The sequence below is a fragment of the Candidatus Eremiobacteraceae bacterium genome (assembly GCA_035295225.1).
Taxonomy (GTDB): domain Bacteria; phylum Vulcanimicrobiota; class Vulcanimicrobiia; order Eremiobacterales; family Eremiobacteraceae; genus JABCYQ01.
The window spans coordinates 32,045-44,067 of sequence record DATGJI010000026.1 but is presented as its reverse complement, the minus strand read 5'-3'; the positions used below and the strand labels follow the sequence as shown (position 1 = coordinate 44,067).

Here is a 12,023-nt window from a genome sequence, read left to right as displayed (position 1 = left end):
TCATCGTCTCCGGCTGTGCGCACCACGCGAACGCTGCCGCCGCGGCGAAGGCCGCCCGCGACAAAGCGGCCCCGCTCATCGCGAGCGGTCTGGCGAAAATGAATCGTGGCGATGCGCACGGCGCGCTCGCAGATTACAATGCCGCGCTTAGCGCGGATCCGGATTCGGCCGTCGCATTGTACGATAGAGGCGCGGTCGAGTATCGTATGGGGCAATATCGCGCGGTGGTCGCGGACTTTCACACCGCGCTCAGCAAAGCAGACAGCGGCTCGCCGCTGCCGTCGCTGACGCGTTACTACGCATATCTCTACGGCGGAATAGCAGACGAGTACCTCGCCGACTACACCTCGGCGCTGTCCGACGAGCGAGCGGCGCTCGCGCTGAAGCCGGCGTCGGCGCTGGCCCGCTTGAACATCGGTTTTTCGTACGCACAGACAGGCCGCTACCACGACGCGATACTCGAATACGTGAAAGCGTTCGCCGAAGGCGCGCGCACCGCGCAGGCCTACACGTTATTGGGGTGGGCGCGCATCCAGACCGGCAATCCGCGGCAATCGATCGACGACTTCAACTCGGCGCTGCGCATCACGCGCAGCTATCCTTTGGCCTATGCCGACCGCGGCGTGGCGGAGTCAGACTTGCGAGACTATTCGGACGCCATCGCGGACTTTACGGCCGCCCTTCGTCTCGATTCGAACAACGCCTGGCTTTTCGATCAGCGCTGCGACGCGTATAACGACGTCTCCGACTACAGCGACGCGATGTACGATTGCACGCGCGCCATCCATATCGCGCCGCACTTCGCCGAGGCGTTCGTCGACCGAAGCCGGACGAACATCAATCAAGGCGACTTTCGTGATGGGATCGCCGACGCGTCGGCCGCGATCAAGTACGTCCCCAGCTACGCGATGGCATACAACAATCGCGGCTATGCGCGCCAGAACATCGGCGACATCCGCGGAGCCTTCGCCGACTATGCGATGGCGCTGCACTTCTCTCCGGATCTTGCGCTCGCGAAACAGAATCGGACGTGGCTCATCTCCTGGGTGGATCAGAACCGCGACGTTCCGCAGTGGCAGCCGGAGCTTTCCAACCTGACCACCGCGATGGAAGAACCGTCGCCGGCCCCGACCGGTGACGCGTACGCGCAACTTTCTCAGACCTGCGGCAGCCACTACGATTCCGGCTCCGACTACTACTCCGAATGCATGTCGTGGGGACTCAGTTCCGCGCAAGCGAGCGAACAAGACGACAAAGACCAAGCGCAAGCGGCGGTCGAAGATGCGCAGTACGCTCAGCAGCAGGCCGAAAACGACGCCGCTCAAGCACAACAAGACGCTGAGTACAATCAGGCGGATCAAGAAGCTGCAGCGGCGCAAGCACAGGATGACGCCAACTACTCGTCGTCCGATTCGTCATCGGAGTCATACTCTGAGCCCGCGCCCGAACCTGAAGCGCCGGTGGACGACTCCGGCGGCGGCTAGACTGTTCTGAACGGGCCGACGTCAGTCGGCCCTCGTTTCGGTCGCTAGGGCCGACTGACGTCGGCCCCTTCGGTCAACCGGCGGACCGTAAAGGTCCGCCCTACATCAGTTGAAGGCTTGGATGCCCGTTATCGCGCGGCCGAGGATCAGCGCGTGGATGTCGTGCGTGCCCTCGTACGTGTTGACCGCTTCGAGATTCATCACGTGCCGGATCACGTGGAACTCATCGGAGATGCCGTTTCCCCCATGCATGTCTCGCGCAGCACGCGCGATCTCAAGAGCTTTGCCGCATGAGTTCCGCTTGAGCATCGAAACCATCTCGGGAGTGGCTTCGCCCTGATCGAAAAGCCGCCCAAGCTGGAGGACGGCGTGAAGTCCGAGCGCGATCTCCGTCTGCATGTCGGCTAACTTCACTTGGATGAGCTGCGCGGCCGCCAGCGGCCTGCCGAACTGGGATCGCTCCAGCACGTACTTGCGCGCCGCGTGCCAACAGAACTCCGCTGCGCCGAGCGCACCCCACGCGATGCCGTAGCGCGCTTTGTTCAGGCAGCCGAACGGCCCCGCGAGCCCGGCGGCTCCGGGCAGGTAGTTCGCGTCGGGGACGAAGACGTCGTCCATGCTGATCATGCCGGTGCTCGACGCTCGCAGGCTGAACTTCCCCTGGATCGGCGGCGCCTGCAAGCCTTTCATCCCTTTCTCAAGGATGAATCCGCGGATGACATCGGCGTCGTCTTTCGCCCACACGATGAACACATCGGCGATCGGCGAGTTCGTGATCCAGGTCTTCGCGCCGCTGAGTGTATAGCCGCCGGATGTTTTGCGGGCGCGCGTGACCATGCTCGCCGGATCGGAGCCGTGGTCGGGTTCCGTGAGGCCGAAGCAGCCCACAAGTTCGCCGCGCGCGAGCGCCGGAAGCAGCCGCGCACGCTGCTCTTCAGTCCCATAAGCGTGAATCGGATGCATCACGAGACTCGACTGCACGCTCATCGCCGACCGGTAACCGCTGTCCACTCGCTCGACTTCGCGCGCAACAAGACCGTAGCAGACGTGGCTCACGCCCGCACAGCCATAGCCCTCGATGGTGGATCCAAGAAATCCGAGCGCGCCCATTTCGCGCAATATCTCGCCGTCGAAGCGCTCGTGCCGGTTCGCTTCCAGAACGCGCGGGAAGAGTTTCTCCTTGCAGTACGCGCGGGCGGCGTCGCGCACGTGCCGCTCGTCGTCTTGCAGCAGCGCGTCGAAGCGGAGCGGATCGTGCCATGCGAAAGCGTTCATCGCGGAACCACGGCGGTCGCCTCGATCTCGACCAGCGCAGCGTCCTCCACGAGCGCTCGCACCTCGACCACAGACATCGCGGGGTAGTGGCGGCCGATGACTTCCCGATACGCCACGCCGATGTCGTTCTGCGCCGCGAGGTACGCGCGTTTGTCGGTGACGTACCACGTCATGCGCGCGATGTGGTGGGGTCGCGCGCTCGCCACAGCGAGGATGCGCACGATGTTCGTGAGCGCTTGTCGCACCTGACCGGCGATGTCCGATGCGGTGAACGAGCGATCGTCGTTCCAGCCGATCTGTCCGCTGACGAAGACGATCGCGCCGTCGCACGAAACGCCGTGCGCGTAGCCCCGAGGCTCGGCGAGACCGGCAGGCGATAGGATTTTCATCTCATGTCCCCTGGCGCAGCTTGAAGCGCTGCAACTTGCCCGTTTCCGTTCGCGGCAGCGCCGGTAAGAATGCGATGCTGCGCGGATACTTGTATGGCGCGATCTCGGCCTTTACGTGATCCTGCAGGCGCTTGGCGAGAGCGTCATCGCCTGCGACACCGTCGCGCAACACGACAAACGCCTTGACGATCATGCCGCGATCTTCGTCCGGCATGCCGACGACCGCACATTCGAGGACGTCGGCGTGCGTGAGCAGCGCTGATTCGACCTCGGGCCCCGCGATGTTGTAGCCGGCGGAGATGATCATATCGTCGCTGCGAGCCTGATAGTAGAAATAGCCGTCAGCGTCTTCGATGTACGAATCGCCGGTGAGATTCCAGCCGCCCGAGACGTACTGCCGCTGACGATCGTCGGACAAGTAGCGGCATCCCGTCGGCCCTTTGACCGCAAGCCGCCCCACGGTCCCGTTGGGCGCGGGCTTTCCGTCGTCATCGAGCACGCACGCTTTATAACCTGGAACAGGCTTGCCGGTCGCGCCGGGGCGGATGTCGTCGCCGGCCGCGGCGATGAAGATGTGCAGCATCTCGGTGGATCCGATGCCGTCGATGATATCGATGCCGGTCTTCTCGCGCCACGCCGCGCGGGTCGCGATCGGCAACATCTCGCCGGCCGAAACACATGTGTGCAGCGACGACACATCGTGGCCGGCGACGAGCGGCGTCATCGCTCGATAGGCGGTCGGGGCTGTATAGCACGTCGTGACGCGGTGTCGAGCGACGGCTTCGAGCATCGCATCGGGCGTCGGCTTCTCGAGCATGACCACCGATGCGCCCGCGTGCAGCGGGAAAAGCAGAACGCCGCCGAGACCGAACGTGAATGCAAGCGGCGGCGAACCCATGAAGACGTCGTCGGCACTCGGCTTCGTCAATTTCGCCGAGAACGTATCGCAGATCGCGAGGACATCGCGGTGGAAGTGCATCGTGCCTTTCGGCTTGCCCGTGGTGCCGGATGTGAACGCGATCATGCAGACGTCGTCGGCGGCGGTGTCGATGGTGAGCGGTGCGCCTGTCTGCCGGCGCATCCGTGCGGCGAGACCGTCCGTTCCATCGTCATGGCTATAGACGACGCGTTGCATCGTGGGGCATGCTCGCGCCGCGCGGTCGAACTCCTCCGCCAGCCTGCGGTCGCATATCGCCGCGCCGACTTGCGCTTTTTCGATGACCTCGGTGAGTTCTTTCGAGCGAAGGAGCGGCATCGTCGACACGGCGATGCACCCCGCTTTGACGACGCCAAGCCAACTCGCGGCAAAGACCGCGTTGTTGAAGCCGCGGATAAGGACCCTGGCGCCAGGAGCCAGGCCGAGGTCGTTCCGCAGCACGCCCGCGATCCGATTCGCGTCGTCCGACAATTGTGCGTACGTCCGCGTGCCGGCAGCGTCGACGATCGCCGCGCGCTCGCCTCGACCGGCTGCGATGTGGCCGTCGATCAGCGACTGCGCGCAATTCAATTGCGCAGGGTAACGCAGTTCCGGAAGTTCGAAGATGAAATCAGGCCACTGGTCCATGGGCGGAAGGTTGTCGGCCGCGAAGCGGTCGACGTGCGCGCTCCGCCCCGTCATCGCACCACCGCGGCGGGCCGTGCGGCCGCTCCGCCCGCGGCACGCAGCGTTTCGCGCGCGACCACGAGCTTCTGCACTTCTGTCGCGCCCTCATAGATGCGCAGCGCGCGGATCTCGCGATAGAGACGTTCGATGATATTGCCGCTCACGAGCCCCAGCCCCCCGAATAGCTGGAGCGCGCGATCGATCACGGCCTGCGCGGTCTCGGTGGCTGTGAATTTCGCCATCGCCGATTCGCGGGTGCCGGCTTGCGCGAGCACATCGCGCGTCCAAGCCGCCCGATAGGTCAAGAGCGCGCTGACGTCGACGCCCGTGGCCATGTCGGCCACGGCCGCTTGGGTCAACTGGAAGTCGATGAGCTTCGAACCGAACATCTCGCGCTGCGCCGCGTGGCCGATGGCCTCGTGGAGGGCGCGACGCGCCATGCCCAGCGCAGCGGCCGCGACGGTCGGGCGGAACGCATCAAGGGTCCGCATGGCGATCGCAAAGCCTTCACCCGGCTCGCCGAGCATATCGCTCGCGGGCACGCTGCAGTTCTCGAAACGCAGCGTCGCCAACGGATGCGGGGCGATGACGTCGATGCGTTCGGCGACCCGGAGACCCCGCGCAGTCGCATCTACGGCGAAGGCACTCAGGCCTTTGTTGCCCGGTGCCTCACCAGTGCGCGCGAACACGACGTAGAAGTCGGCGATTCCGCCGTTGGATATCCACGTTTTCTCTCCGTCCAAGACGTAGCGATCGCCTTCGCGCTTCGCGCTCGTGGCCATCGCGCCGACATCCGTACCCGCGTCGCGCTCCGAAATTGCGAAGGCCGCGATAGCGTCGCCAGTGACGACGCGCGGCAGATAGCGCCGCTTGACCTCGTCGCTGCCGTGCATCGAAATAGGATGACTTCCAAGACCTTGCATCGCGAACGCAAATTCGGCAAGCGCATCGCGTTGCGCGAGCGCCTCGCGGATGAGACAGATCGAGCGAGTGTCGATCCGTTCGGCTGCGCCGCCGAACTCCTTTGGGACGCAGTAGCGCAGCCAGCCTGACCGGCCGAAGAGCGCCACAAATCGACGGCACGCCGCGTGTACCGTGTCTGCGGTGACGCTTTCGGCCGATCGGAGGTGTTCATCGGCCCACGCGTCGACCGATTCGGCGAGGCGGCGGTGGGAATCGTCGAAGAACGGCCAGGACCGGTAACTCGCGTCGCTCATCAATCTCCTTCGAATGCCGGCGCACGCTTTGCAGCGAACGCTTCGTACGCCCGCCGGAAATCGTTACCGCGCATGCACTGCGCTTGCGCGCGCGCTTCCGAATCGATCGCTTCGTCGAGCGGCATCGCCCATTCGGCGTGCAGCATCTTCTTCGTCAGCGCATGCGCTGCGGCCGGTCCGTTCGCGAGCTCCCGGGCCAGGGTCGTCGCCGCCTCGAGAAGCCGCTCCGGCTCGCAGAGCCTATTGAAGAATCCCCACGCGGCGCCCTCGTCCCCGCTCAGGGTTCGGCCCGTGAAGAGAAGCTCGGCGGCGCGGCCCAATCCGACGACGCGAGGAAGCATGGCGCAGGCGCCCATGTCGCAGCCGGCTAGACCAACCTTGACGAAAAGGAACGCCACCTTCGCCCGCGAGGTGCCGTACCGCAGATCCGATGCCAGAGCCAAGATCGCGCCGGCGCCGGCGCAGGCGCCGTCCACCGCCGCGACGATGGGCTGCGGGCACGCCCGCATCGCTTTCACGAGGTCGCCGGTCATCGTGGTGAACGCGAGTTGGTCGGTCGGATTCATCGAGAGAAGCGGCGCGATGATCTCGTGCACATCGCCGCCGGAACAGAAATTGCCGCCCGCGCCCGTGAGGACCACGGCTCGGACATCTCGCGATCGTGCCAGCGCCTGGAATAGATCGCGCATCTCGGCGTATGAGTCGAACGTCAACGGGTTCTTGCGCTCCGGCCGATCGAGCGTCAGGGTGGCCACGCGATCCGTCACCGCAAAGCGAAAATTCTTGGCTGCGTACCTCGCGGGATCGCCGATGTGATCTGCCATCACGAAGCCGCTCCGTTCGGCCGCGACATGAGATGCTGCTTGAGCTTTGCGAGCAGTGCGTGCAGTTGCCCCGTCTCGGATTTCGTCAGGCCGCCGAACATGGAGACGATCCAGCGTTCGTGCGCGCGCGCCATCTCGCGGAACGCGCGGCGCCCAGCCGGCGTCAGGCGCACCGTGTAGGCGCGGCGATCGAGCGGTGCCGACCGGCGGCTCACAAGTCCTTCGCTGACGAGCTGGTCCGTGATGCCGGTGACGTTCCCGCCGGTGACCATCATGCGTTTGGAGATATCGCTCATCTTCAAGCCCGAGGGGAAGCGCTCGAGTTGCGCCATCAGATCAAAACGAGGCAACGTGCTGTCGAATTCTTGCCGAAGCGCCGCGCGCGTGCGGCCCTGCACGATATTCGTGCACGCCAAGAACCGAAGCCAGACCCGCAACGCGAGATGATGCTCATCGGCGGCGCGGGACTCGGCATCGGCCTGCTGCTCTATCCGAACGCGTTGAGCTCCATTCGTGCGTGCGATCATTGCTGTTCTCCGCCTGCTACCGCCATAGCTTGTGCCGTGATCGCAGAAGCGCCGGGCTGGCATAGCCAGACCACCGCGTCTGCCACCTCTTCCGGGCGGACGAGGCGGCCCTGAGGGTTGCGTTCGACAAGGAGTTTGCGAGCCGCGTCCGGCGTTCGACCGGTCTTCGCGACGATGTTCGACGTGGCGGCGCGTACCATGTCCGTGTCGGTGTAGCCCGGGCAGACGGCGTTGACGGTGACGCCGCTTGCGGCGACCTCCATCGCGAGCGCGCGCGTCAAGCCGACGAGCCCGTGTTTTGCGGCGCAGTACGCGCTGATGTACGGCGCCCCGGCAAGTCCGGCTACGCTCGCGACGTTGACCACGCGCCCGTCACGAGCATCCACCATCGGCGGCAGCCCCTCGCGCGAGCAGAGAAATGCGCTCGTGAGGTTCACGGCCAGCATGCGCTCCCATTCGCTCAAGCTGGTCTTCGCGAACGGCATGCTGAAGGCGGCCCCCGCGTTGTTCACGAGAATGTCGATGCGCCCCAGCGCCGCGCGCGCCTGCGCGAACATCGTTGTGACCGCGGCTTCGTCGGTCACGTCTGCCAGCACGGTGCACACCCGCCCCGCGTCGCCGAGCCTTTGTGCGCTGGCGTCAAGCGTCGCCTGCGTGCGGCCCGCGAGTGTCACCCGCGCGCCGAGATCGTGCAGCGCCGCGGCTATCGCGGATCCAATGCCGCCGCCGCCGCCCGTGATGAGCGCGTGTTTGCCGGCGAGTGATTCGCTCATGCGTTTGTCCCCGTTTGCGCGGCTCGTGCGAGATTCCGCAGCAGCTGATCGCGGCCGGTGAGGTACTGATCGGGCCACTTCACGCCGTCGTAACCCAGACTCGCCGCAGCGTGCAGCGTCCAATACGGATCGGCGAGGTGCGGACGCGCAAGCGCGCACAGGTCTGCGCGTCCGGCCGCGATGATGCCGTTGACTTGATCGGGTTCTGTGATGTTGCCGACGGCCATCGTTGCGATGCCGACCTCATTGCGGATCCGGTCCGAGTATGGGGTTTGGAACATGCGACCGTAGACCGGCTGCGCCTTGCGCGACGTCTGACCGGCGGAGACATCGATGAGATCCGCGCCGGCCGCTTTGAATGCAGCGGCGATCGCGACAGAGTCTTCGCCCGAGATCCCGTCGTCGACCCAATCCGTGGCGGAGATACGCACCGACATGGGCTTCTCGCGCGGCCAGACCGCGCGAATCGCGGCGAACACCTCGAGCGGGAAACGCAGTCTGCCTTCGAGCGAGCCGCCATATTCGTCGGTGCGGCGATTGCTGAGCGGGGTGATGAACGCGGAAAGCAGATAGCCGTGCGCGCAGTGCAGTTCGAGCATGTCAAAACCGCAGCGGGCGCCCATCTGCGCCGCGCGCACGAAAGCGGCTTTGACGGCGTCCATATCCGAACGCGTCATCGCCCTTGGAACCTGATTCGCCGGTCCCCACGCCAGCGCAGACGGCGCGATAAGCGGCCAATTCCCTTCGCGCAATGGCTCGTCGGCATCTTGCCAGCCGAGTTGGGTGCTTCCCTTTGGCCCAGCGTGCCCGAGCTGCAGCGCGAACTTCGCGCTCGAGCGTTCGTGCACAAATTCGACGATGCGGCGCCACGCCGTCTCGTGCGCCGGATCGAACATGCCGCAGCAGCCGGGCGAGATTCGCCCGTCGGCCGTGACGCATGTCATCTCCGTGAAGATGAGTCCTGCGCCGCCAAGCGCGCGCGACCCGAAATGGACGAAGTGGAAATCGTTGGGCGTGCCGTCGACGGCGCTGTACATCGCCATCGGTGAGACGGCGACGCGATTCTCGACGCGCATCGAGCCGATGCGAAACGGCGTGAACATCGGCGGAACGGCTTCCGGGCGGCGCGATGAAGGCGCCGCGCCGCCGTCTGCGTGCCGAGCGACCCACTTCTCCATTCCTTCGACATATCGTGCATCGCGCAGTTTGAGATTTGCGTGTCCGACGCGCTGGCTGCGCGTGAGCAGGCTGTAGGCGAATTGTTCGGGTTCGAGGCGTGCATAGCGGTCGACGTTTTCGAACCATTCCAGGCTGTTGCGCGCCGCGTTTTGGAGCTTCAGCACTTCGATGCGGCGCTCGGCTTCGTAGTTCTCGAATGCCTTCGTTATGTCGCCGCCGCCGGCGAGCTCGCGCGCGAGCACGATCGCGTCTTCCATCGCGAGTTTCGTTCCCGACCCGACCGAGAAGTGCGCGGTATGAGCGGCGTCGCCGAGCAAGACGAGATTGCCCGCGTGCCAATGTTTGTTGCTCACCTGCACGAATTTCAGCCACGGGTTCGCGAGGTGCGCGGCGTTGCTCATCAAGCCGCCGCCGTCGAGATACTTCCCGAACAGCGCCTCGCAAAATTCGATCGTGCGCTTCGTGTCCGCTCCTTCAAGGCCGGCAGCCCGCCACGTCTCCTCGCGCGTCTCGACGATGACCGTACCCGTGTCGTGGTCAAAGCGGTAAGCGTGGATCTGGAACCATCCGGCATCGGTCTTCTCGAACGCGAAGGTGAACGCGTCGAACCGCTTGTGGGTGCCGAGCCAAACGTAGCGGCAGCGCCGCTCGTGCAGCGCCGGCTGAAACGTGCTGGCGTAGAGGCGCCGCATCGCGCTATTCGCACCGTCGCTCAGGATCACGACGTCGGCGTCGCCGAATTCAGCGAGATCCGTGACTTCGGTCCTGAAAACCAGATCGACGCCGACGTCTCGCGCCCGCTGCTGCAGCACGGCGAGCAGCTTCTTGCGGGCGATACCGCAGAAACCTTGGCCACCTGCGGTGATGACGCGGCCGCGGAAGTGGATGTCGATGTCGTCCCAACGGACGAAGTCCTTGATGATCGCGAGGTAGCTCGGGGGATCGGCCGCGGCCAGATTGCCGAGTGTCTGATCCGAAAAGACGACGCCCCAGCCGAATGTATCGCCGGGGCGGTTGCGCTCGATGACCTTGACGGAGGCATCGGGCCGAGCGCGCTTCATCAGCAGGGCGAAGTAGAGCCCAGCCGGACCTCCGCCGATGCAGACGATGCGCATTCGCTACTCCGCCGGGATAAGTGCTTTGAGCCTAAATATATGATATTTAAAGCTATTTTGCAAGAATCCGGATGTAGGGCGGACCTTTATGGTCCGCCTGTCTCTATGCGGGCGACTAAGGGACGGCCTCGGCGGTCGGGCGGCGTACGACGTCTACCAATTCCTCGTCGATACCTTCGGGATATTTGCCCGTGAAGCAACCCGTGCACATCTCGTGGCGGTCGCGCTCGGTTGCGGCGATCAATCCGTCGAGACTGAGATAACCCAAGGAATCGGCGCCGATCGTCTCGCGGATCTGCGGTACGGTCATATTCGCAGCGATGAGTTGATCGTACGTCGCTGTGTCAACGCCTAAGAAGCATGGATGGCGCATCGGAGGGCTCGTGATGCGAACGTGTACTTCTCTCGCGCCCGACCGCCGCAGGAGCGCGACGAGCTGACGCGTGGTGGTGCCGCGCACGATCGAATCATCCACGAGCACAACGCGGCGCCCGTTGAGATTTGCGAGCAACGGATTGAATTTCAGTTTGACGCCTTGCGCGCGGATCTGCTGATCCGGCTGGATGAACGTGCGGCCGATATACCGGTTCTTCATCAAGCCTTCGATGTACGGCAGACCCGATTCATCGGAGTAGCCTATCGCGGCTGCAGTGGCGCTATCCGGCACGCCCATCACGACGTCGGCTTCGACGGCATGTTCCTTCGCAAGCTCGCGACCCATGCGGTAGCGCGCGAGATACAACTCGCGACCCGCGTACACCGTGTCCGGACGCGAGAAATAGATGTATTCGAATATGCAGTTGGCGCGCTTGTGCTCGGTGGGCACCATGCGGCTGCGCAATCCGCCTGAGTCGATCACGACGATCTCGCCCGGCTCTACCTCGCGCACGAATTCCGCACCGACGGTTGAGAGCGCACAGGACTCTGAAGCGAGCATCCAGCCGCCCGCATACTTTCCTAAGCAGAGCGGGCGGATGCCCCACGGATCCCGGAAACCGAAGAGCTGCGTCTCGGTGCACAGCACGATCGAGAACGCGCCGATGCTGCGCTGCATCGTGCGGACGATGCGCTCTTCCATGTCGCCTTCGGGCTCAGAGGCGATGTAACGAGCCATGATATCGGTATCGGAATTGCTCGTGGGCACGGTCGTGTCGTGAAGGCCGTCGCGCAGCGCCGCGGTGTTCACGAGATTTCCGTTGTGCGCGAGCGCGAACCAGCCCAGATCGCAGTGCGTCAGCAGCGGCTGCGCGTTGTAGACGACCGAGGAACCGCTGGTGGAATAACGCGTGTGGCCGATGGAGAGATGGCCGGGAAGCGCGCCGAGGTGCTCTTCGTCGAACACCTGCGAGATGAGGCCCATCTCTTTATGACAACGCAGGACGGCCCCGTCCGAGACGGCCATCCCGGCGCTTTCCTGGCCGCGATGCTGGAGGGCATAGAGCGCGAAAAACGTGGCGCGGGCCACGTCTTGTCCAGGCGCGTATATGCCGCAGACTCCGCAGGCGTCGTGCAGCGCGTCCTCGCTGCCCTGCGGCTTTGGAAGGTAGCCGTTCCAGTCTTGCGGCAACGCGACGTCCATACTTCAGACACTACCGTATGGACACGGCAGTGTCAACGTTTCCTTTGCGGCACAAGCG

Annotated in this window: 10 protein-coding genes; 1 reads left to right on the top strand and 9 read right to left on the bottom strand. The window is 64.6% G+C overall.

Annotated features, from left to right (window positions below):
• Nucleotides 1–1,484: tetratricopeptide repeat protein (locus VKT51_04940; protein ID HLJ83499.1), on the top strand; the 1,484-nt coding region annotated here is incomplete at its 5' end.
• 105 nt (nucleotides 1,485–1,589) lie between these two features.
• Here the strand turns inward: VKT51_04940 and VKT51_04935 are convergent.
• From VKT51_04935 to purF, 9 genes are all read right to left on the bottom strand, one after another.
• Complete coding sequence (locus VKT51_04935) at nucleotides 1,590–2,759, bottom strand: acyl-CoA dehydrogenase (GenBank protein ID HLJ83498.1); 1,170 nt, start codon at nucleotides 2,757–2,759, stop codon at nucleotides 1,590–1,592.
• Nucleotides 2,756–3,148, bottom strand: a complete 393-nt coding sequence (locus VKT51_04930) for a RidA family protein (protein HLJ83497.1) — start codon at nucleotides 3,146–3,148, stop codon at nucleotides 2,756–2,758. The genes VKT51_04935 and VKT51_04930 overlap by 4 nt, the downstream gene beginning before the upstream one ends.
• Before the next feature lies 1 nt (nucleotide 3,149).
• Entirely contained in the window at nucleotides 3,150–4,766 is a 1,617-nt protein-coding gene (locus VKT51_04925; protein ID HLJ83496.1) for a benzoate-CoA ligase family protein, read from the bottom strand.
• Nucleotides 4,763–5,968, bottom strand: coding sequence for an acyl-CoA dehydrogenase family protein (locus VKT51_04920; protein HLJ83495.1), 1,206 nt, complete (start codon nucleotides 5,966–5,968; stop codon nucleotides 4,763–4,765). Before VKT51_04920 ends, VKT51_04925 begins: the two co-directional genes overlap by 4 nt.
• Nucleotides 5,968–6,792 carry an enoyl-CoA hydratase family protein gene (locus VKT51_04915; protein HLJ83494.1) on the bottom strand — a complete coding sequence of 275 codons (825 nt, stop codon included), beginning with the start codon at nucleotides 6,790–6,792 and terminating at the stop codon, nucleotides 5,968–5,970. Before VKT51_04915 ends, VKT51_04920 begins: the two co-directional genes overlap by 1 nt.
• The gene (locus tag VKT51_04910; protein ID HLJ83493.1) at nucleotides 6,792–7,319 is read right to left on the bottom strand and encodes a MarR family transcriptional regulator; all 528 of its coding nucleotides are present in this window, start codon (nucleotides 7,317–7,319) and stop codon (nucleotides 6,792–6,794) included. Before VKT51_04910 ends, VKT51_04915 begins: the two co-directional genes overlap by 1 nt.
• Nucleotides 7,316–8,092: an SDR family NAD(P)-dependent oxidoreductase gene (locus tag VKT51_04905; protein ID HLJ83492.1), complete on the bottom strand. Its 777-nt coding sequence runs from the start codon at nucleotides 8,090–8,092 to the stop codon at nucleotides 7,316–7,318. Before VKT51_04905 ends, VKT51_04910 begins: the two co-directional genes overlap by 4 nt.
• Entirely contained in the window at nucleotides 8,089–10,386 is a 2,298-nt protein-coding gene (locus VKT51_04900) for a bifunctional salicylyl-CoA 5-hydroxylase/oxidoreductase (protein HLJ83491.1), read from the bottom strand. The genes VKT51_04905 and VKT51_04900 overlap by 4 nt, the downstream gene beginning before the upstream one ends.
• A 115-nt stretch (nucleotides 10,387–10,501) precedes the next feature.
• Nucleotides 10,502–11,953, bottom strand: coding sequence for an amidophosphoribosyltransferase (gene purF, locus VKT51_04895; protein HLJ83490.1), 1,452 nt, complete (start codon nucleotides 11,951–11,953; stop codon nucleotides 10,502–10,504).
• Nucleotides 11,954–12,023 lie beyond the last annotated feature (70 nt).